General features: G+C 59.8%; 20 protein-coding genes and 1 pseudogene. 11 read left to right on the top strand and 10 right to left on the bottom strand.

What is annotated here, in order from left to right; translation table 11 throughout:
* Nucleotides 1–119: 119 nt before the first annotated feature.
* The 3 genes from N5C28_RS17120 to N5C28_RS17110 are packed head-to-tail and all read right to left on the bottom strand — an operon-like array spanning nucleotide 120 to nucleotide 1,292.
* Complete coding sequence (locus N5C28_RS17120; protein ID WP_279824208.1) at nucleotides 120–578, bottom strand: DUF2489 domain-containing protein; 459 nt, start codon at nucleotides 576–578, stop codon at nucleotides 120–122.
* 7 nt (nucleotides 579–585) lie between these two features.
* Nucleotides 586–789 carry an SEC-C metal-binding domain-containing protein gene (locus N5C28_RS17115; RefSeq protein ID WP_279824206.1) on the bottom strand — a complete coding sequence of 68 codons (204 nt, stop codon included), beginning with the start codon at nucleotides 787–789 and terminating at the stop codon, nucleotides 586–588.
* Between the two features lie 5 nt (nucleotides 790–794).
* Complete coding sequence (locus N5C28_RS17110; RefSeq protein WP_279824406.1) at nucleotides 795–1,292, bottom strand: LEA type 2 family protein; 498 nt, start codon at nucleotides 1,290–1,292, stop codon at nucleotides 795–797.
* Between the two features lie 112 nt (nucleotides 1,293–1,404).
* Between N5C28_RS17110 and N5C28_RS17105 the strand changes: the two genes are divergently transcribed.
* Nucleotides 1,405–1,974 carry a hypothetical protein gene (locus N5C28_RS17105; RefSeq protein WP_279824204.1) on the top strand — a complete coding sequence of 190 codons (570 nt, stop codon included), beginning with the start codon at nucleotides 1,405–1,407 and terminating at the stop codon, nucleotides 1,972–1,974.
* A gap of 16 nt (nucleotides 1,975–1,990) precedes the next feature.
* Here the strand turns inward: N5C28_RS17105 and N5C28_RS17100 are convergent, their stop codons facing one another.
* A complete protein-coding gene (locus N5C28_RS17100) occupies nucleotides 1,991–2,473 on the bottom strand; it encodes a YchJ family protein (RefSeq protein ID WP_279824405.1) in 483 nt (160 codons plus the stop codon).
* A gap of 344 nt (nucleotides 2,474–2,817) precedes the next feature.
* Between N5C28_RS17100 and N5C28_RS17095 the strand changes: the two genes are divergently transcribed.
* Genes N5C28_RS17095 through N5C28_RS17085 form a run of 3 tightly spaced genes read left to right on the top strand, consistent with a single transcriptional unit; the run spans nucleotide 2,818 to nucleotide 5,754 of the window.
* A complete protein-coding gene (locus N5C28_RS17095; RefSeq protein WP_279824202.1) occupies nucleotides 2,818–3,780 on the top strand; it encodes an ABC-three component system protein in 963 nt (320 codons plus the stop codon).
* Complete coding sequence (locus N5C28_RS17090; RefSeq protein ID WP_279824200.1) at nucleotides 3,764–4,024, top strand: ABC-three component system middle component 6; 261 nt, start codon at nucleotides 3,764–3,766, stop codon at nucleotides 4,022–4,024. Before N5C28_RS17095 ends, N5C28_RS17090 begins: the two co-directional genes overlap by 17 nt.
* Nucleotides 4,015–5,754 carry a DUF2326 domain-containing protein gene (locus tag N5C28_RS17085; RefSeq protein ID WP_279824198.1) on the top strand — a complete coding sequence of 580 codons (1,740 nt, stop codon included), beginning with the start codon at nucleotides 4,015–4,017 and terminating at the stop codon, nucleotides 5,752–5,754. Before N5C28_RS17090 ends, N5C28_RS17085 begins: the two co-directional genes overlap by 10 nt.
* Nucleotides 5,755–5,896: 142 nt before the next feature.
* Here N5C28_RS17085 and N5C28_RS17080 read toward each other — a convergent pair whose 3' ends face one another.
* The 5 genes from N5C28_RS17080 to N5C28_RS17060 all read right to left on the bottom strand — a co-directional run bounded on the left by N5C28_RS17080 (nucleotide 5,897) and on the right by N5C28_RS17060 (nucleotide 11,535).
* Nucleotides 5,897–6,445 carry a recombinase family protein gene (locus tag N5C28_RS17080; RefSeq protein ID WP_279824196.1) on the bottom strand — a complete coding sequence of 183 codons (549 nt, stop codon included), beginning with the start codon at nucleotides 6,443–6,445 and terminating at the stop codon, nucleotides 5,897–5,899.
* A 361-nt stretch (nucleotides 6,446–6,806) separates the two neighbouring features.
* The gene (locus N5C28_RS17075) at nucleotides 6,807–7,568 is read right to left on the bottom strand and encodes a hypothetical protein (protein WP_279824193.1); all 762 of its coding nucleotides are present in this window, start codon (nucleotides 7,566–7,568) and stop codon (nucleotides 6,807–6,809) included.
* A gap of 982 nt (nucleotides 7,569–8,550) precedes the next feature.
* Nucleotides 8,551–9,021, bottom strand: coding sequence for a hypothetical protein (locus N5C28_RS17070; protein WP_279824191.1), 471 nt, complete (start codon nucleotides 9,019–9,021; stop codon nucleotides 8,551–8,553).
* A gap of 502 nt (nucleotides 9,022–9,523) precedes the next feature.
* Nucleotides 9,524–10,810 (bottom strand): site-specific integrase, encoded by a 1,287-nt coding sequence (locus N5C28_RS17065; RefSeq protein WP_279824189.1) that lies wholly within the window; start codon nucleotides 10,808–10,810, stop codon nucleotides 9,524–9,526.
* 227 nt (nucleotides 10,811–11,037) lie between these two features.
* Nucleotides 11,038–11,535 (bottom strand): DUF6231 family protein, encoded by a 498-nt coding sequence (locus tag N5C28_RS17060; RefSeq protein WP_279824186.1) that lies wholly within the window; start codon nucleotides 11,533–11,535, stop codon nucleotides 11,038–11,040.
* A gap of 438 nt (nucleotides 11,536–11,973) precedes the next feature.
* Here N5C28_RS17060 and N5C28_RS17055 point away from each other — a divergent pair.
* The 4 genes and pseudogenes from N5C28_RS17055 to N5C28_RS17040 all read left to right on the top strand — a co-directional run.
* Nucleotides 11,974–12,327, top strand: a pseudogene (locus tag N5C28_RS17055) (OmpA family protein); the annotation flags it as partial.
* 115 nt (nucleotides 12,328–12,442) lie between these two features.
* The gene (locus N5C28_RS17050) at nucleotides 12,443–13,183 is read left to right on the top strand and encodes an OmpA family protein (RefSeq protein WP_279824183.1); all 741 of its coding nucleotides are present in this window, start codon (nucleotides 12,443–12,445) and stop codon (nucleotides 13,181–13,183) included.
* Nucleotides 13,184–13,304: 121 nt separating this feature from the next.
* The gene (locus tag N5C28_RS17045; RefSeq protein ID WP_279824180.1) at nucleotides 13,305–13,625 is read left to right on the top strand and encodes a DUF1145 domain-containing protein; all 321 of its coding nucleotides are present in this window, start codon (nucleotides 13,305–13,307) and stop codon (nucleotides 13,623–13,625) included.
* Nucleotides 13,618–14,379, top strand: a complete 762-nt coding sequence (locus tag N5C28_RS17040) for a collagen-like protein (RefSeq protein WP_279824178.1) — start codon at nucleotides 13,618–13,620, stop codon at nucleotides 14,377–14,379. Before N5C28_RS17045 ends, N5C28_RS17040 begins: the two co-directional genes overlap by 8 nt.
* A 40-nt stretch (nucleotides 14,380–14,419) precedes the next feature.
* Here the strand turns inward: N5C28_RS17040 and N5C28_RS17035 are convergent, their stop codons facing one another.
* Nucleotides 14,420–14,884: a DUF2269 family protein gene (locus N5C28_RS17035; RefSeq protein ID WP_279824176.1), complete on the bottom strand. Its 465-nt coding sequence runs from the start codon at nucleotides 14,882–14,884 to the stop codon at nucleotides 14,420–14,422.
* A gap of 168 nt (nucleotides 14,885–15,052) precedes the next feature.
* Between N5C28_RS17035 and dinG the strand changes: the two genes are divergently transcribed.
* The 3 genes from dinG to N5C28_RS17020 all read left to right on the top strand — a co-directional run bounded on the left by dinG (nucleotide 15,053) and on the right by N5C28_RS17020 (nucleotide 20,783).
* Nucleotides 15,053–17,197, top strand: coding sequence for an ATP-dependent DNA helicase DinG (gene dinG, locus N5C28_RS17030; RefSeq protein ID WP_279824174.1), 2,145 nt, complete (start codon nucleotides 15,053–15,055; stop codon nucleotides 17,195–17,197).
* An 85-nt stretch (nucleotides 17,198–17,282) separates the two neighbouring features.
* Nucleotides 17,283–19,634: a beta-agarase gene (locus N5C28_RS17025; protein WP_279824172.1), complete on the top strand. Its 2,352-nt coding sequence runs from the start codon at nucleotides 17,283–17,285 to the stop codon at nucleotides 19,632–19,634.
* A gap of 3 nt (nucleotides 19,635–19,637) precedes the next feature.
* The gene (locus N5C28_RS17020) at nucleotides 19,638–20,783 is read left to right on the top strand and encodes a serine hydrolase (protein WP_279824171.1); all 1,146 of its coding nucleotides are present in this window, start codon (nucleotides 19,638–19,640) and stop codon (nucleotides 20,781–20,783) included.
* Nucleotides 20,784–20,797 lie beyond the last annotated feature (14 nt).

The following is a 20,797-nucleotide window of genomic DNA, read 5'->3' as shown; positions in this document are numbered from 1 at the left end:
GAATGGGGAAAAGCATAGTGCCGCTCGACAGCCTGGCAACGCCGGAGGGCTCGACGGCGGGCGTCGATGCTCTTGGGCGTGGCGTAAGGTAGTGAGCGGCAAGGCGCCTGGCAAGAGGCTCAGGCGCGTTGGGCGGGGTGCTGCAGGCCTTCGTCGATCAGCCAGCGGGCGGCGCTGCGGGCAGCGGCCTTGTGCTGCAGTTCGAGCTCGTTGAAGTGTTTTTCGTGGCGCCGCCGCTCGGTCTTTTCCAGCGCTTTCCAGTCGGCATGGGTCGGCACGTGGGCGGTGGCCTCGAACAACAGGTGGAACACCTGGCAGCGTTGATCCTGGCTCAACTGGCTGTCGTAGTTGTCGAGCAGCACCTTGATGCGGATGGCCCCTTCGATCAGCGGCAGTTGGCCGTCGAGCAGGCAACTGGCAAGGATCTGCAAATCGCTGCCGAGCCGTTCGTGGCGCTCCTGGTCGTGTTGCTGCCGGGCCCGTTGCCGCGCCCAGACGCGCCGCCACAGGTGCAGCGCATAAAGCGCGAGGCCCGCGATCAGGGCAATGCCGAGCACGGCCAGTATCCATGCACTCATGGGCGGATCAGGCGCCGTGGCACTTCTTGAATTTCTTTTCGCTGCCACAGGGGCACGGGTCGTTGCGGCCAACGTCCTTCAGGGCGTTGCGCACCGGCTCCTGGTGGCCGTGGTTGCAGTGCGGGCCGTGCACATGGCCGTTGTCATGATCATGCGCGTGGTCGTGATCATGGTTGCAGTCAGGGCCGTGGACGTGGGGTTGCTGGGTCATGCGAGTTACTCCGGGATGAATTCTCCGGGAATTATCTCGCCATTGCGCGACATGTGCACGTTGCGGCCGAACATTAAACCGGTTTTCACCTCACCTTCGAGGCGATAGCGAATGGGTTCGTCGGGGTGCTCGAGGAGTTTCACGATCTGCCGCACGTGGCGCCACAGGTTGGTGCGCACCGGCACATCGAAGACATGATGGCCATGGGCAGGAACGGTGAACCAGGTATCGGATTCGCCTTCGGCCAGCAGCACTTCGTTGAGATGCACCCTATAGTCGAGGCCGCGCACCGGCAGGCTCATGCCGTTGGGGTTGTCGATACGAAAACGCAGGACGAAACGTTGCTCCAGCAGTTTGGCCTTGACGACGTCGACCTTGAGCAAGCGGACATCCGGGTCTTCGAACCCACCGGTGAGCCAGGTAGAACATCCGCCGAGGCCTGAAAGCAGGCCCAAAACCATCAGTAGGCTGAGAATTCTTATCGTTTGCGCCTGAGAAAACATTTGATACTCCAAAGGACGCGTCAGTGTAACAAGCAACTGCTTGGCTGCAATGTGTTGTAGACGCAAAAAAACCTGCGCCATACTGAAGATCGATTAGGACAGGAGTGTGAACATGGCTAGTTACGAGATCGCCTTTGCCGGCCAATTGGTGCCCGGAGCCCAGTTGGAACTGGTCAAGGCCAACCTGGCCAAGCTGTTCCAGGCCGATGCCCAGCGCATCGCCTTGCTGTTCTCGGGCCGTCGCATCGTCATCAAGAATAATCTGGACGCGGCGGGGGCGGAGAAATACCGCTCGACCCTGGAGCGGGCTGGTGCCCTGGTCGAAGTGGCGGCCATGCCCGAGGAAATCGAAGAGATCGAACTGGCGCCACCGCCTCCTGTCGCGCCGCCTGTTCCGGTTGTTTCGCCTGCACCGGCCGCCGCCGTTTCCGAGGGTGGGCAGCGTCGTCTGAAGGTCGCGCCCCGGGATGAGTACATGGCGGCGTTCGCTGATGTCGATGCCCCGGATTTCGGCATTGCCCCGCTGGGCAATGACCTGCAGGACCGCAAGGCCGAGCCCCAGGCGCCTCAGCTCGACCTGTCCAGCCTCAGCCTGGCGCCGGTTGGCAGCGACATGGGCCAGGCCAAGTCCGGCCCGGCTGCGCCGCCACCGGACATCTCGCACCTCAAGTTGCAGGACTGAGGCCGCCGCGCGGGCCTCAGAGGAAGCCCGCGCAACACTTCTTGAATTTCTGACCCCCGCCGCACGGGCAAGGGTCGTTGCGCCCGGCTTTCAGCTCCACGGTCGGGTCGATGAAATACCAGTGATCCCCCTGTTGCACGAAGGCCGACCGCTCCCGGTGGCTGTGCTCGCCCTGTTCATCGTGCCAGCGTGCGGTGAAGGTGACGAAGGCGTGCTCGGGCTTGCCGCCCAGTACCTCGGCGCCCTCCACCTCCAGGCCGAGCCAGGTGCTCTGCTGGCTCCAGGCGGTGATGGCGTCGCGGTCGAGCCCAGGCTGCTGCGCCGGCAGGGTGGTGCTCAGCAGGTAGTCGATCTGGCCCAGTACATAGGCACTGTAGCGCGAACGCATGAGGAGTTCCGCGCTGGGGGCAGGTGTCCCGGCGTGAAAGTGCCCGCAGCAGGTGTCCAGGGTGCTGCCGCTGCCGCACGGGCAGATGGGCCCGTTGGGGTTCGTGACCATATCCATTACCACCAGTACTTTCCGAAGTTTTCCGGGTTGGCCCAGAACTGGGAGGAGGCTGGCGGCAGACCAAGCGTAGCGGGCTTCATAGGGGGGACTCAAGTGGTTCTGGTGACATGATGGTGACAGGCTTGGTGACAGTGTCGGGGACAGCGGGCGAACCTTCAAGCCACAGGCGATCTGTGTTGGTACAGAATGCTCCCAAGGGTAGGGAGATTTTCAAAAGGCTTCCCAATAGAATGGGGGCTCGATTTTCTCTGTTTTCGATGGGTAACGGATCGGAGATGGCGCGTCTTTATCTCGCTGTGAGGGGGCGCCATGTGCCGTAAGGAGTGCGGGCTGCGATGAATCCGACAGAAAAGAAGATGCTTGCAAGGTTAATGTTTCAAGTGAAAGTTCATCGAGCTGAAGGTTTCGAGTTTGAGAATTTTTTTGGTCAGATTATGTCGTATTCTCGCCCTGGCTTCGTGAAAGTTCAGCCTTACGGGAATCAAGGAGATAGAGGGAATGATGGATATGAAGCAGCCTTCGGTCGTTATTATCAGGTTTATGCCCCTCAAAATCCAAGTGTTACAAAAGTAGCGGCTATTAAGAAGGCGCAGGAAGATTTTCAAGACAAATTAATACCCTATTGGAGTAAAATATGCGTTCCGCAGGAGTATATTTTTGTCTTTAATGATAAGTACAAAGGGACGAATATAGAAATTGATGGAGCGTTGGCTTCGATAAAAGCTTCGCATGGATTGAAAGGGGCTAATGTTTTTTTGAATAAGAATCTGGAGGATGAGTTTATCGCTCTCTCCGAAGATCAGATGATGATGATTATTGGAGGCGTTCCAGATTTTAATAGCGGGGAGTTTTTGGATTATGGGGTTTTAGGGGAGGTCATTGGTCATATCTTAAACTCGCCGCCTGAGATGGATCTTGGTTCAAAGCTAATAAGTCCCGATTTTGAAGATAAAATAAAATTTAATCAGTTAGGGTTGTGCGGGGCTTGGCTTAGAGGGAAGCAGGTTGAGGTCTGGCAGGTAGATGACTATTTGTCGAAGAATAGTGATTTTGCAAAGCAAAGTCTGCGCGACCATCTGGCAGGGTACTATGCGGAAAGCATTGCGTTGATTACAAGCTCTCAGTCGGGTTCCTCCATCGGAGATTTGCGGTTTGCTTATATATTGGATCGTATGGCTCCATTGAGTGGTAATGGTGCAAAAGATAGGTTAAAAAAAGATGCGGCACTTGTCGTGATGTCAAAGTACTTTGAGACTTGTGATATTTTTGAGGAGCCCGCGTATGTTAATGCCTGCTAAACATATAAGCTTTGCAGAGTCGCTCTTAGGGTTTGGCTCTTTTATTCTTGAAAAAGTGGTCGAGCCTATTACGTTGGATCAGTTGTGGCGCGCGTTTGAGCGGGAGTCATCCAAGTATCCGGCCTATCAGAGTTTTGATAATATGTTACTTGCTCTCGATGCCTTGTATGCCTTTGGGGCGATTGATCTTAATGCGCATGGCGAGATTGTAAGGCTAAGAAAGGATGTGGTGTCATGCGCTTAGTTGAGTTGTATGCAAATCGCGAAAGTTTTAAGAGGGTAAGGTTTAATGATGTTGGTATCTCTCTTATTATGGGGTCGAGGCAGGATGCCTCTTCTGTTGATAATGACAATAAGTCATATAATGGCGTTGGTAAATCTCTACTTGTTGAAATTGTCCATTTCTGTCTGGGCTCCAATTCAAATAAAGCATTCAAGGAGCATCTTCCTGGGTGGGAATTCCACCTGGTTTTTACTCTTAAGGGGCGCCTTTTCCACGTTATTCGTTCGACGGATAAACAGGGAGAGGTTTTGCTTAACGAGGAAGTGCTAAAGCTAAAGGCTTTCAATGAGGTCCTTGAAAAAGGGACATTTGAAATTCCGGCGTTTGCAACGGGAGGACAGCTAAGCTTCAGGTCTTTGATTCCTCGTTTTATCCGCCGAACAAAGGCCGATTATAACGACCCTAAGGTTACAAGCTCTGATCGTGAGCCATATACTACGCTGTTGAGGAATGTCTTTCTTCTTGGGCTGGATATATCCTTGGTGGAGAAAAAATATAATCTTCGCAGTCGGCAGGTACAAGTTGAGCAGTTTGAGAAAAACTTCAAGGCTGATCCGTTCATAAAAGAGTATTACACTGGTAACAAAGATGCTTCTTTGCAAGCTAAGCTTCTGCAGGAGCAAGTAGATCGTTACGTTGCGGATCTTGAGGGGTTTAGAGTTGCTGAGGATTATTACGAGATAGAAAAGGTTGCGAATCGACTTGCTTCTGAGCTGAGAGAGTTAAAGAATAAGAAGATTATATACGAGAGCTCGGTTGAAAATATAAAGCGCAGCATGGAGACTCGTGGAGATATATCTCTTGATAAAATTAAAGTGGTATACGGCGAACTGCTTAGCTCCTTCAAGGCAGAGGCTCTGAAGTCGCTTTCGGATGTTGAAAATTTCCATAAGAAAATTTTGAGCAATCGACTTACTCGTCTTAGTCAGGAAAGGAGAAAGGCCGAATTAGAAATATCGGCAGCCGCTAAAGCAATTGCTGAGAAAGGTGCGGAGCTCGATAGGAAGCTATCTTACCTGTCTGACAAGAGGGCTCTTGATCAGTATGCGGCTGTAAGTGCTCAACTTTCGGATTCCAAGGCTAAGCTACAAAAGCTTCTTGACTATCAGCAGTTATTACATAAAAGTCGAGAGGAAGCTGCTCAGATAAAACTTCAGCTTGCTGAGGAAAATTTAAAAGCTAATGAATATCTTGATGAGACAGAGTTGGAGCGGTCTGAGAGACTGTCTATCTTCTCGGAGTTGGCAAGAGAGTTTTACCCAGATTCGCCCTGTGGTATCACCCTTGGAAACAATTCTGGTGAGAATAAAGTGCGATACGACTTCGATGTGAGGATTGAAGCGGATGGCTCAGATGGAATTAATGCGGTTAAATTGTTTTGCTATGACTTAAGCGTTGCTTACTTGCGCTCGAATCATGATGTAAGATTTATCTGGCATGATAGTCGGTTGTTTAGTGATATTGACCCGCGGCAGCGAGCAATCCTATTTAAGGTGGCTGCAGCTTTGTCGGAAGAGCTCGGTTTTCAATATATTGCTTCCGTAAATGAGGATCAGCTCAATGCGGTGCGTCCTTTAATGGATGACGAAGACTATGACTTATTAAGTCAGAAGGTTGTACTTAAGCTTGATGATCGTGGTCCGGAAGGTAAGGTTTTGGGGGTTCAAGTGGATATGCATTATGAAAGCTAATTTTAGCTTCGACTTTTAGCTGTTTGTGGTCGTCGTTTGGGCTTATTTCGAGTTTGAAGACGGTGCGTTTTTTTCATAACCACTTCTTGCATTTAAAAGTAAAAAATCTGGTGCGAAGATTAGGATCTAAGGATCTAAGGATCTAAGGTCTGAGGCCCTTCATCGCACGTTGTACAGTACTCAGACTCACGCCGAGACTTTCTGCGGCCTTTCGGAAGCTCAATCCTCCACGAATAGCACTTTGGATTGCCCTGTCGTCCACGGTCTTGCTTCGGCCTTTATAGACCCCCGCTGCCTTGGCTTTAGCGATTCCCTCGGCCTGCCTCTCACGAATCATGCTGCGCTCAAACTGAGCCACTGCTCCCATCATGCTCAGCATCAGGTCTTGGGTGTGATTCTTCTCGCTGGTGAAAAGCAGTCCCTCCCTGTGGAAGTGGAGTTGTACGCCGCGAGCCTTGAGGTCTTCCACCAACTCCAGCAGATCCTTGAGGCTGCGTGCGAGGCGGTCGATGCTGTGGACGTGGATGGTGTCTCCCTTGCGGACGTACCGGAGCATCTCTTGGAGTGCAGGGCGATCTGTGGTCGCTCCACTTAGCTGATCCTCGAAGACCTCATCCAGTGCTATGCCATCCAATTGGCGAGCAGTGTTCTGGTCCGTTGAGCTAACTCGTTTGTAGCCGACCTGTGCCATCTATAGCCTCCCTTTTGTGTTCATTAGGGTTTAGATGCACTGATGATCGTTGTATTCAAGGCTAAAGTAAACCCTAATGAATACGATAGTGAGTGGTCAGGCGTATTCACGGAGCTGTGGTCTTGAGGGTGTACCCAATTGAGGTCGGTGAGGTCGTTCTCGTGGCAACGATCCGTCAGCACAAGTGAGCAGGAGATGTTGGCTATTGACGACCGGGTGAATATCCCAAGCAGGGGACGGGGCGGGCACGGGGGGAGTGTCTGTATCGAGCTTGATTGCATGGGGGCTCGAAAATTTCTATCGGTTTTTCATTAGGGGCTCCAAGGGCCTGAAGCTCCCAGTTATGAACTGCCGTACTGGGCTAACCCGCCAGCTTGGCTAAGACCTTCTGCTGTTCACGCCGAGACTTGGCTACCCGCCTGTTTCGCTCTTGGATTGCTGCGTTGATCTCGTCGGCCCGGTTTTCAAGCCAGTTAACGCCTCTATCAGACACTTTCCAGCCTTCCATGCTTCCGTACGGTCCTACGTGGCGCTTGAAGTAGCCAAGCTCGAACGCCTGTGGGTTAGGGCGGATAACATCGACCCCCAGGACATGGTCGAACCTCTTACAAAACTTCTTGATTGCCAGCAGGTACTGCTTGGCGAGCCCTGGTTGTTTGATCTTTGCGGCCCGGCATGCGTCTGTCCAAGAGATGCCATGACCCGCAGCCTTGAGCATCAGCGCGCTTGCCTTGGGCATGTTGTCGGCCAGGAGCTTGTCTTTCTCGGCCAAAGCCAGAGAAGCCATTCGAGCGGACAAGATGGCGTCATTGCGCATGATGACAAAGGCATCCACGACCATGACATAGAAGTCCAAAGAACAGGCCATCGCATAAGCAATGGTGGCGCGTTCAGTTGCCCAGGTGCCGCCTTGGTCACCGTGGACGATATGCAAATTTGCACATCGCTCAAAGTAGTCACGTTCACGGCCACGCCACTGGGCTGGCGGTTTGGTCAGCTCAGGTAGCGCCTTGTAGATCTCGGTAAGAGACCATAGGCCTTCCGAGTTGGGCTGGAAGGTTATTCCTTCGATCACGATGGGCAGTTGTTCGGACGGCTCAGCGTCCATGCTTGCGATACTCATAATGTCGTATTTCCTTTCGATTGCTCCCCGCGTTCGCTTCCCATGGCCAGCACACAGACCCACGACACGAGGGACTGGCAGTAGGCACGAGGAGCAATCGGAAGAACTGTGTTGGTGGGGATGCCCAGCGACGGGCGAGGGTGGTGATTCGTTGCTGATGCTCAGCTCAGAAGAACTGCTGATCACCAATTACAACGAAGAGAAGCAGGCAGGGAGCTTTAAGTAGAGAGCTTTGGGGCCCCCTTCCCTAAAAGTGAGGGTTTTTGGCTGTGGCGCCATATCTCTGGTGTCGCCTCTTTGCTCGATGGCGTTTAGCTGCGGTCCAACTGGCGGCTCCCTGCTGATCCAAGAGGTTCGTCCAGGCAGCCGCAGTGTCGTCCTAAAGTTACCCCTTCTATACCCTGCGCTAATTCCCGGTCCCGCTGGCAGGGTCGATTTCCGCTTCCAGTCGTGCCCGTACTTGTGGGTGCCGGTGCAGATAGTGCTCGACGCCCCTCAAGCAATGTCTCGCAGCCTGGGCGACCGACTGTAGCCCTCTGCTCGAATTACCTTGCTGCCCAAGTGTGGCCACTGAAATTGTCCTGAGGTGAAGGGCAGCGATGACTTGCCCAGGCTGTACATTCAATCGCCCCTGGCTTGTGCTGACGGACGTGGCTATCGAGCCGTAAACGATATCGTCGAACCATCGAGGCCGGCTAAGCGAGAGGAACGGTATGAGATTCACCAGCGGGTTTTCTGTTTTCAGTGCCGGGCGCCCCCTCCTGGGCCCGGTTGGCTCTGAATGCTTCGGAGCAGCGTTTGGTATTCGATGCATTGAGTTGGCCGCTGTAGCAGCGTCGGTGATTAGGTGGGGGCAAGTGCGTCGCCGGGCTGCCCACCGCTTGTACTGAGAATTGCTGGTTGAAAGGTCGCCGGTAATAGGTTGCATGCTCCACCTCCTGGGAAACGTTGTGCCGTCTCCCAGTGAGGGGATTTGCTTGGCTTAAAGCGCTTTCGCTTCGTGAAAATAGGCCCGAAGGGTGTGTTTCACCTGCCACTCAAATGATGTTGTAGTGCCCGTGGAGTTTAGATACTGCTCAAACTGGCATGAGGATACGCTGGCTTTCCACGCTTTATGAATTGAACGATAAGAGCTATCAAGAGCGCGAGGGGAGGCCTTCGCCATTTCCCGAAGCTCGCCAATCGAGAAGACCTCATCGTCGTCTACAACGCCATATTCGCGCTCAAGCTCTTCAGCCAGCAGAGCAAGCTTCTGTCCGCCGCGATGGGCAATGGTGTCTTCCAGCTCCTCACGCAGAGCTGCAAAGTGTCCCTTAGTGTTCTGCACAGCGAACGCTAATTCTTCGCGCTCTGTCTCGACTCGAATTAGGTCAAGGGCATGGCGTAAGTCGTTGAGCAGGATGATGGTTTGGGCCAAGACTTCATCATGAGTGGTATTTGCTGTAATTGGCATGATCTCTCCTTGATTCAAATAGTGGGGGCGCACCCAGACTCCCAGGCGCGGGTATATGCGTCTATTTCGGGGTGTGCAGTCAGGCAACTGCGGTGAGGGGCGTGACGCTGAGATTGCGTACAGCGTTCGGAGGTCGAGCCAAAGCGCACCACGGATTAAGTACGGTGGTGTGTGGTTCGGGTGAGTTGTATATGGATGACCAACGATATGGCAGGCACAGTAAAGCTCCTCTTGCTGAGGTCCGAGGGTCCGGGTTCTTTACATTGCGTTGCGTTGGGTGAAGCGGAGGGGGTGTTGCTTGCGTTTTGCCCGGAGGCAATTTGCGGCGGATGGTAGTGATACAGGGCAGCGGCGTCAACAGCTCGATCACATTGCTGCCCTAAGTTCAGCTACGAGTTCTTTTCTCCATGGTGCCGCAGTAGCCTGCGCTTCCAGTCAGTGTCCAGCATGCAAACGAATATCACGATGGCCAGGGTGAGGACACCAATGAACTCCCAGATGCTCATCGTATAAATGCCTCGAAGGCATTGCGCAGCGCAGCATGCAGGGTCTTCACCGGAACCCGCTGAGAGCCTGCGTAGAGATCGTAGGTGATGTTGCCCGAGCTATGTCCAGTGATGCTCTGTGCGACCACTTCAGGCGTCGCGGCGGCTTTCAGCAGACCCGATAGAGAATGCCGGAGCGAGTGGAACGACTGGTCGCTACCTGCGGCAAGACCCAGTGGTTCGCGCAGCGCATCATTGAGCGGCTTGTTGAAGTAGTGGGCCTTGGCCTTGAACAGCTTCCCTGGCTCCCCGGCGACCCATTCGAGGAATGCACCGAGGGAGAACCCGTGTACCCCATCGACGAGCGGGACCTGTCGCACCGAGAAATCATTCTTCAGCTTCTTGCCTCTCTCATCCTTGTTGATATCGATGACGGTGATTCCGCCAATCTGCTTAACATCGGCCTGGGTGAGCTGATAAAGCTCGCCAATTCGGGCACCTGTAAGGACGCCAAGGGAAAGCGCCCAGCGTTTCCAGTCGTCTGCTGGCAAGCCGTTAGCGTAGGCCATGATGGTAGCCACTTGGTCCCTTGAAAAGGGCTTGCGGTCGCTCTCTGCGCCCCGTTCGATCTTCAGGCCCTTATCGAAGGCCCGCTCGATATGGCCGTTGTTCTTTGCCCAGTCCATTACGGTCGAGAGCTGAGTCAGTAGCTTATTGACGGTCAGCGGCTTGCGGCCATCTGTGACTTTTTCCTTGAGTGCCACCATGTCAGCCCTTGTGTGGGTCCTGATATCGAGGTCACCCAGCAGGCTGGATAGGGTCCGGCAGTTCGACTGGATGGCCCGAAGGGTCGAATCCTCGACGTTGCCGCGACGTTCACTGATGAACAGCTCAGCGAGAGCCTCGAAGGTGATTGGGCCAGTGGGGGAGCCTACAGATAGGGAGGAGGACTCGTGAGGCAGTGCGCTACCCGAATCCGGGCCCTCCAGGCGCTCGATAACTCCCATGAGGGGCTTGGTGTTGCCCTTCAGGCGGGCTTGCGCGGCCTTTACGATCTCTCGCCCAATGTCCAGTGCCTTGTGTTGATCCACATTCAACGGTGCTTTGGCTGCTGCCTGTGCGAGCGATATGGAGAGGTCGTCATAGATCATGTCGTAGGCCGACAGGCAGCTATCGCTGTTTGCACCACTCAGGGCGTCATGTGCGATCTCCAGCAGGCGCTCTTTGAGAATCGGCCAGTCTGCCTCGGGGCGATCAAGATGAAAGATAGCCAGGGCCTGAAGGATGTCCTGGGAAAGCGTCATTGCTGTAGGCCTATCGGTGGTGCGGAGGGAAACTGCGAGGCTGCGGATTGCACAGCCCCGAGGGCGGACTCTGAGGTAGTAGATGCCGTTACGGCGATAGTGCCATACAGACAGGCGCTGAGGCCGTTTCTGGTGACAGCGCTGGTGACTGGCTGGTGACACTTGGCCCTGCTCGGGCATCGCTTCGCTGGATGTCATTGTGAGGTAAGCCCTTGATATTCATCGGGTTACCACCAGTACTTGCCAAAATTTTCCGGGTTGGCCCAGAACTTCGCATTGAGCCAATCCGGCACCTGCTTGTAGTCGAGCAGGTCGTAGGTGAACAGGCTGAGCACCTGCTCCTCGCGCTGGAAGCGCTCGCTGGCTTGCAGCGCCAGGGAGAAGAAGTCGGTGTCCTGCCACTGGCTCGCCTGCAGGTCGACCAGCACCGCCAGGCGATTGGCATTGAGATTGCGGATGCCGCCCAGCAGTTCCAGTCCGGTGCGCCGCGGCAGGTGTTCCAGGCAATCGACCACCAGGGCCAGGTCGAAACGTTGGGCGGCCAGCTCGGCCGGCAGCACGCCCGCCGGGGCATGGGCGATCACGCAGTCCGCGTGGGCGGCCTTGAAGGCGCTCAGCGCGGGCAGCTCGCTGGCTCCCACCAGCAGCAGGCGATTGGGCAGGTAACGGGCGAGCAGGGCGGCCACGGCTTGCTGTGGCGTGCGCGAAGACAGGCGGTCGGTCATCGAAAATCCTCGATCAGGGGACGAAAGACTAACGCGCTGCTGCGTGATGGCCTAGCACGGAACGATTTTCGTCGACGATCAATCCAATCTGGCGGATTTTAAAACTGCCGTCTTTAATCCATAAGTGTCGGTATAGGCCGATTCCTACAGGAGAACTTGTATATGAGCATCACAAGGAAAGCAGTACCCCTGATCCTGGCGACCAGCTTCCTCACCGGTTGCGCCGGCCTGCAGAAAAGCGATTGGCCAACCTGTGCCGCTGTCGGCGGTGTCGGTGGCGCGGCTTTGGGTGCTATCGAAAGCTCCAGCTGGGCAGCTGGTGGCGCAGCAGTGGGTGCCGGTATGGCGGCCGCCTATTGCTGGGTGCATGGTGCCCAGGCTGAAGAAGTGGTTGTGGTCGAAGAAGTGGTTGTCGAGCAACCGGTTCCTGAGCCGGCCGCTGAAGCGGTCCGTGTGGAACTGGATGTCAAATTCGATTTCGACAAGTCTCAAGTCAAAGAAGAAAGCTATGGCGATATCAAGAGCCTGGCTGATTTCATGAAGCAATATCCGCAGACCACCACCGTGGTTGAAGGGCACACCGACTCCGTCGGTTCCGATGCCTACAACCAGGGCCTGTCCGAGCGCCGCGCCAATGCCGTTCGCGATGTACTGGTCAATCAGTACGGCGTCGAAGGTGGCCGCGTGAATGCGGTGGGTTATGGTGAAGCCCAGCCGGTGGCCGACAACGCCACGGATGCAGGCCGCGCCATCAACCGTCGCGTGGAAGCAGAAGTCGAAGCCCAACCGTAACGGTTGATCGCTCAGGCTGCCTGTCGGCAGTGACCGGCAGCTTGTAGCGCTTCGAGGGTAGGTCTTTACTCCTGTGTTACCGGTGCTTTCACCGGTGACACAGGAGATACCTGCCATGAGAGTTCCTTTCCCGAGGGCCCTGGTGCCCTTTCTCTTGGTCAGCAGTGTTCTTTCCGGTTGTGCCTCGACTTCCAGTACGGGAGACGCGGCGCTCAACCAGGGGAACTGGCCCCTGTGCAGTGCGATGGGTGGCTTGGCCGGTGGCGGCCTTGGCGCAATCGAGAGTTCGGCCTGGGCCGCAGGCGGTGCCGTTGCAGGCGCCGTGATCGGTGGCCTGATCTGTTACGCCCAGGATGGTGACGACGACGGTGATGGTGTCCATGACCGGCGTGACCGCTGCCCCAATACCCCGTCTGGTTTGCAGGTTCATCACGATGGCTGTCCGCCCAAGGTCTACCCGGACCGTGAGGTGGCACCTGCGCCTGCGCCCATGCCGGTGGAGGAAGACGAAGTGATCGTGCTCAGCGACCTGGGCAGCGTGCTGTTCGCCTTCGATTCGGCGACGTTGACCGGCGAGGCCCAGGCGCAGCTCGCGCAGATCAGCAACCGGCTCACGGACGCCCGGGTGGTCAGCGTGAAAGTGGCCGGGCATACCGATAGCGTCGGTTCAGACGCATACAACCAGGGTCTGTCGGAGCGCCGCGCGCAAAGCGTGGTGGATTTCCTGATCGCTCAGGGTGTGGTTGCGAACAAGTTGAGCAGCCAGGGTTATGGCGAACAGCAGCCTGTGGCGGATAACGCCAGCGATGCCGGGCGTGCGCAGAACCGTCGTGTCGAGCTGCACGTCGACCGATAACCGTCCGTTGTGTGGAGCGGGGGCCCAGGCCCCCGAATTTTTTTGCCATCGTCGGCGCATTCCCCATTGCCGGCAAAGCGGTTAAGGTGCGGCAAAACAAAAATCGGCTAGGGGCGGGGGCATGAAACTTTTCTTGAATATCGGCAAGGCAGCAGGGGTGCTGTTCTGGGGGGTGGTGCTGGCCAATCTGGCCGGGCCGTTCGCCCAACCGTTCGACCTGCTGCTCAACCTGGCGGGTGGTGGCCTGCTGGCGCTGCACGTGCTGGAACTGATGTTGTTCAAGGCTCGCTGGCAGGCGCAGCCGGCGGCAGCGCTGCACGCGGTGCAGATTCTCCTGTTCGGCATCTTTCACCTGCTGTGCCTGCCGCAAGCGCTGGCCAAGGTCGAGGAACCAGCCGCCGAGCCGGTCGCTGCCGGGGTGCTGGAGGTCGAACATGCGTAAGGCAATCCTTCTGGCCGCGCTGTTGAGTCCGCTGGCCATGGCACAGACCGTGGTCGACGTAAATTCCCACACCATGTTGCGCCTGCCGACCACCAGCAGCGTGCTGGTGCTGGAGCGCTTGCAGATCGCCGACCACGGCACATTGCTGGTGCCGGCCGGCTTGACCGAGATCCGTATCACCGAGCTGCGCCTGGGCCGCGATGCACGCATCGCCATCGCGCCGAGCGAGCAGACCCTGCACTTGAACGTGGTGCAAGGCGACATCGCCGAAGGGGCGCAGATCACCGCCCGTGGCGCACCGGGCACGCACGAGAAGGCGGCGCTACCGGGGCGTACCCTGAACATCCGCCTGGAAAAGGTGGTGACCCAGACGTTGTTGATCGACGCCCGCGGCGGTGCCGGTGTGCCGGGGTTCCATGGCCTGGACGGCGCCGACGGCAAGCCGGGCGGGTGTGCCTGGGGCGACGCAAGTCGCGGGCATGACGGCCTGGATGGTGCGGACGGCCAGACCGGCGCGGCAGGCGGCAAGGTGCGCCTGGAAGTGCCGCAGGACTTCCCCATCGAGCGCATGCAGGTTCGGGTCGAGGGCGGCGAAGGCGGCCCGGCCGGCAAGGGCGGCAAGCCGGGTGCAGGCGGGGCGAGCACCGGTTGCTGGCTTTACAGCACGGACGGCGCACGGGACGGACGACCGGGCCAGCCGGGTCTGGTCGGCGGCCAGGGTGCCCACGGTTCGGTGGATATCGTTCGTTTCTGATACCGGCGGGACGGGCGCAAGGCCCGTCCCTTGAACCGCGTTAGAAGGTCGGGCGGGCGGCGGCGATGCTCACCAGCGCCAGGCCGATGATCAGGTTGATCCCCACCAGGCGGCGAATCCGGCCGAGTGCAGCACCCGCGCCAGGCCAGTCCTGGGCCTCGACGGCCTTGCGCAGCTCCGGCAGTTGCAGAGCCTGCACGCGGATGAACAGCGCCAGCATGGCGATGTACAGGCCGATCATGATGTGCACGTAGCGCGGCGCGGTGTCGAAGCCGGAAAAACCCAGGTGCAGCATGCCGACCCCGGTGATCGGCAGCACCAGCACGGCGATCCAGACCCAGAGAAAGAACCGGCGGAACACCTCGACCCACAGGGTCAGGCGCGCCGAGGCGTCCAGCGCGCCCACCGCAGCCGGGCGCAGGATCATCCAGGCGAAGAACATCCCGCCGACCCAGACCAGGGCCGCCAGCAGGTGCAGGGTGTAGATCAACGCATAAGGGGTCATTCGGGTCCTCCAGGCTTTTTATTGGATGCGGCTTATCGGATGGTGCGGGCAACACGGTTTTGCCCCCGCTGAGCAGGCTTCCCTGCGCAACGGCGATTAGCGCGCTATGATAGCGGCCGATTGCAAACACTGAAAATTTATCCAGCCTTTTCCGCACCCCAGATCCCCATGCTCAGTACCGAACTCAAGTCCCAGATCCAGGGCGCCTATTCCCGTTTCCTCGAATCCAAGTCGCTCAAGCCGCGTTACGGCCAGCGCCTGATGATCGCGGAAATCGCCAAGGTGCTCGGGGCGATCAAGGCCAACGACGAAGGGCAGCGTGATGGCGAGCCGGCCGTGGTCGCGGTGGAGGCCGGTACCGGTACCGGCAAGACCGTCGCCTACAGCCTGGCGGCGATTCCCACGGCCAAGGCGGCGGGCAAGCGGCTGGTCATCGCCACGGCGACCGTGGCCCTGCAGGAACAGATCGTGCACAAGGACCTGCCGGACCTAATGCGCAACAGCGGCCTGAACTTCAGCTTCGCCCTGGCCAAGGGGCGCGGCCGCTACCTGTGCCTGTCCAAGCTCGACGTGCTGTTGCAGGAAGGCCAGGCGCAAAGCGCCACGGCCCAGCTGTTCGAGGAGGAAGGCTTCAAGATCGATGTCGACGAACAGAGCCAGAAGCTGTTCACCGCGATGATCGAGAAGCTCGCCGGCAACAAGTGGGACGGCGATCGCGACAGCTGGCCCGAGGAACTGGAAGACAGCCGCTGGTCGCAACTGACCACCGACCACAGCCAGTGCACCGGCCGTCATTGCCCCAACTTCCAGCAGTGCACCTTCTACAAGGCCCGCGAAGGCATGGGCAAGGTCGACGTGATCGTCACCAACCACGACATGGTGCTGGCCGACCTGGCCCTGGGCGGCGGGGCCGTATTGCCCGACCCGCGGGAAACCCTATACGTGTTCGACGAAGGCCACCACCTGCCGGACAAGGCCATCGGCCATTTCGCCCATTTCACCCGCTTGCGTTCCACTGCCGAGTGGCTGGAGCAGACCGCGAAGAATCTCACCAAACTGCTGGCCCAGCACCCGCTGCCCGGTGACCTCGGTCGGCTGATCGAGCAGGTGCCGGAGCTGGCGCGTGAAATCCGCACCCAGCAGCAGTTCATGTTCAGCGCCTGCGAGCAGATCGCCGAGTTCAAGCCGGGCGAAGACATGGAGGGCCGCGAGCGGCCGCGCCACCGGTTCGTTGGCGGGCTGGTGCCCGAGCACATGGTGGAGCTGGGGCTGGAGCTGAAGAAGGGTTTCTCCAAGCTCAACGATCTGTTCACCGGCATCACCGAGCAACTCAAGGAAGCCATGGACGGCGAGGCCACCATCGGCATCGCCAGCCACCAGGCGGAAGAGTGGTACCCGCTGTTCGGCAGCCTGCTGGCGCGGGCCAAGGGCAACTGGGAGCTGTGGCTGGCTTTCACCACCGAAGACCCGGACGAGAGTCCGCCCATGGCCCGCTGGCTGACCCTGGCCGAGAGCGGTGCGCTGTTCGACATCGAGGTCAACGCCAGCCCGATCCTGGCGGCGGAGACCCTGCGCCGCAACCTGTGGAACGTCGCCTACGGCGCCCTGGTCACCTCGGCCACCCTCACCGCCCTGGGCACCTTCGACCGCTACCGCATGCGCGCCGGCCTGCCCCGGGTGGCGGTGACGGCGGTGGTGCCGAGCCCCTTCCACCATGCCGATGCCGGCGTGCTGCGGGTGCCGGACCTCAAGGCCGACCCGCGGGACGCGGCCGTGCACACGGCGGCCATCGTGCGCGAGCTGCCGGGGCTGGTCGAAGGCTCCCGTGGCACGCTGGTGCTGTTTTCCTCGCGCAAACAGATGCAGGATGTGTTCGAAGGCCTGGAGCGCGACTGGCGCAAGCGGGTGTTCATCCAGGGCAACCTGTCCAAGCAGGAAACCCTGAACAAGCACAAGGCCCGGGTCGACAGCGGCGAGGAAAGCGTGCTGTTCGGCCTGGCCAGTTTTGCCGAGGGGGTCGACCTGCCGGGGGCCTATTGCGAACACGTGGTGATCGCCAAGATTCCCTTCGCCGTGCCGGATGACCCGGTGGAGGCGGCCCTGGCCGAGTGGATCGAGGCGCGCGGCGGCAACCCCTTCATGGAAATTGCCGTGCCGGATGCGTCGCTGCGTCTGGTGCAGGCGTGCGGTCGGTTGCTGCGCACCGAGCAGGATCGCGGCATTATCACGCTGCTCGATCGACGGGTAGTGACCCAGCGTTACGGCAAGGCCATTCTCAATGCGCTGCCACCGTTCCGCCGTGAGGTCAGCTGACGGGCCGCGCGTTGCGGCCCGAACAATGAACAGGTTTTGCCCGTTGGCCGCCTGTGGCCAACATGGGATCTAGGAGTGCTTGTAGATGATGTTTCGTGCGTTGCCTGCTGTGCTGGTCTGGTTCGTTGCCGCGCCCCTGTTCGCCGCGCCCGAGGGGCAACACACGCTGTTCAATTTCGTCAGCCCCACTGACGTGGTGCAGGTCGAGACGGCAGACGCCTACTTTCCCGAAGTCACCGGTGAGCCCACGGCCGAAGGCGCCGTGCTGCGCCGGGTGACCTTCAACCCGGCGGCGCGCCCGACCCTGAACCTGACGCCCCAGGAAGGGCAGTGGGACTGGTCCGCCGCCGCCGCCATGACCCTGCACCTGCAGAACGCCATGGACTGGGCCCTGACCCTGGACGTCGAGATCGAGAGCCGCGATGGCAAGCGCCTGAACAGCCGCATCGCGCTCCCTGCTGGGCCGGGCCAGATCCTGATGGTGCCGTTGCATGCGGTGTCCCCGCGGGCCCAGGGCATGCGCGCGGCGCCGCCCATGCCGTGGTCCCACGAGGGCCAGTCGGTGCTGTTGGCGACTCAGGTCGACGGCGAGCTGGACGCCAGCCAGGTGGTCCGCGTCAGCCTGTCCCTGACCCAGCCGGACGTGGCCCAGAGCATCCTGGTCGGCCGCTTTGGCGTGCGTGACGGCAACGCGGTGGAGCAGGCGGCCTACACCGGCATCGTCGACGGCTTCGGTCAGTTCACCCGCAGCCAGTGGCCGGAGAAGGTGCGCGATGCCGAGCAGCTCAAGGCCGCCGCGATCAAGGAGCAGGCGCAGCTGGAGAAGTGGCTGGCCGAGCGGCCGCAACTGGACCGTTTCGGCGGCTTGCTGGGCGGCCCGACGTTCGAGGCGTCCGGCTTTTTCCGCACCGAGAAGCGTGACGGCCGCTGGTTCCTGGTCACGCCCGAGGGCCACCCGTTCTTCTCCCTCGGGGTGAACGCGGTCAGCGCCAAGCAGAGCCAGACCTACATCGAAGGCCGGGAGCAGATGTTCGCCGAGCTGCCCAAGGACGGCGATCCCCTGGCGGCGTACTACGGCAATGCCGACAGCCGCCGCGACACCGGCGCGGCCAAGGGCCGTGGCTTCGGCCATGGCCGCTGGTTCGACTTCTACCAGGCCAACTTGCACCGCACTTACGCCAACGCCGCCTGCCAGGACGCGAAGGTCGCCGAGCCGGCACCTGCCGCGCCCGCCGGCGCAGGGCCTGCACCTGCTCCCGCCCCGGCAGCTACGCCGGAGAAGGCGTGCGAGCCGGCGGCGTTCGACGAGCCGCGCTGGGTCAAGCACACACTCGATCGCCTGCAGGCCTGGGGTTTCAACACCATCGGCAACTGGAGCGAACTGCCGCTGGGGCAGGCCGAGCGCGTGCCCTACACCCTGCCGCTGTCGATCAGTGGCGACTACCAGACCATCAGCACCGGCCTGGACTGGTGGGGCGGCATGCCCGATCCGTTCGACCCGCGCTTTGCCATGGCCACCGAGCGGGCCGTGGCGATCACCGCCCGCGATCACCGTGATGACCCCTGGCTGATGGGCTATTTCGCCGACAACGAACTGGCCTGGGCACACCCGGAGCCGGGGCCGCGTGGGCGTTACGCCCTGGCCTATGGCACGCTGCGCCTGACCACCGATGTACCGGCCAAGCGCGCCTTCCTCAAGCAGCTGCGCGACAAGTACCGCAATCACCAAGGCCTGTCCAAGGCCTGGGGGATCGAACTGGCGGCCTGGGAACTGATGGAGGACCCGGGCTTCGAGGCGCCGCTGCCGAGCGAGCAGTACCCGGCCATCGAAAAGGATCTGCAGCGCTTCCAGCAGCTGTTCGCCGACACCTATTTCAAGACCATCGCCGATTCGCTCAAGTGGCACGCGCCCAACCACCTGCTGCTGGGCGGTCGCTTCGCCATCAGCACGCCGGAAGCGGTGGCTGCCTGCGCGCAGTACTGCGATGTCATGAGCTTCAACTTCTACACCCGCGAACCGCAGCACGGCTATGACTTCGCCGCCCTGCGGGCGCTGGACAAACCGCTGCTGATCGGCGAATTCCACTTCGGCTCCCGTGACCGCGGGCCGTTCTGGGGCGGCGTCAGCGAGGTGTACGATGAATCGCAGCGTGCCCCGGCCTACGCCCACTTCCTCAAGCAGGCGCTGGCCGAGCCGTCGATTGTCGGCGCGCACTGGTTCCAGTACCTCGACCAGCCCGTGACCGGCCGCCTGCTCGACGGCGAGAACGGTCATTTCGGCCTGGTGGGCATCACCGACCGGCCGTTCGGCACGTTCGTCGGCGCGGTGCGCAAGACCAACATCGACCTGGGCACCTGGTTTCTCGAGGCTGTTGCCGCGCAGGCCGGCAGTGCCGCAGAACCGGCGAAGGCCACCGGCAACGAAAAGAAGGATTGAGGCATGCAGATTCAGGGCTATTTCGACCTCCGCTTCGAGGCGGTCAAGGACGCGTTCGCCGCCTTGTTCGAGGACCCGCAGGAGCGGGGCGCCGCGTTGTGCGTCCAGGTCGGCGGGGAGACGGTCCTGGATATCTGGGCCGGCACGGCCGACAAGGACGGCCAGCAGGCCTGGCACAGCGACACCATCCTGAATCTGTTTTCCTGCACCAAGACCTTCACGGCCGTTACCGCGCTGCAGCTGGTGGGGGAGGGCAAGCTGGAACTCGATGCCCCGGTGGCGCGCTACTGGCCGGAATTCGCCGCTGCCGGCAAGGAACGCATCACCCTGCGCCACCTGCTGTGCCACCAAGCAGGCCTGCCGGCGCTGCATGAGCTGCTGCCGGCCGAGGCGCTGTACGACTGGGAGGCGATGACCACCGCGCTGGCGGCGGAAACGCCCTGGTGGTCCTTGGGCGAAGGCCACGGTTATGCGCCGATCACCTACGGCTGGCTGGTGGGCGAGGTGCTGCGTCGGGTCGAAGGCCGTGGCCCGGGCGAATCCATCGTGGCCCGCACCGCCAGGCCCCTGGGACTGGACTTCCATGTGGGCCTGGCGGACGACGAATTCCACCGGGTGGCGATGATCTCCCGGGGCAAGGGCAACGTCGGCGATGCCGCGGCCCAGCGCCTGCTCAAGGTGACCATGAGCGACGCCACGGCGCTCAGCACCCGTGCCTTCACCAACCCGCCGTCGATCATGACCAGCACCAACAAGCCGGAATGGCGGCGCATGCAGCAGCCGGCGGCCAACGGCCACGGCAACGCCCGCAGCCTGGCGGGGTTCTACAGCGGCCTGCTGGACGGTCGCCTGCTGGAGAGCGAACTGCTGGATGAGCTGACCCGCGAGCACTGCGTGGGCGAGGACAAGACCCTGCTGACCCGCACCCGCTTCGGCCTGGGCTGCATGCTCGACCAGCCGGATGTGCCCAACGCCACCTACGGCATGGGGCCGCGTGCGTTCGGTCACCCGGGGGCCGGGGGCTCCATCGGTTTTGCCGATCCCGAGCGCGACGTCGCTTTTGGGTTTGTAATCAACAATCTAGGACCGTTCGTCTTAATGGACCCCCGTGCGCAGAAACTTGCGCGCGTATTGGCTGATTGTTTGTAGAAAGCTCGGCTAAA

The organism is Pseudomonas sp. GD03944 (assembly GCF_029839275.1).
Lineage (GTDB): Bacteria > Pseudomonadota > Gammaproteobacteria > Pseudomonadales > Pseudomonadaceae > Aquipseudomonas.
The sequence above is the reverse complement of the archived record's forward strand: the minus strand, read 5'-3'. Positions and strand labels throughout refer to the sequence as shown.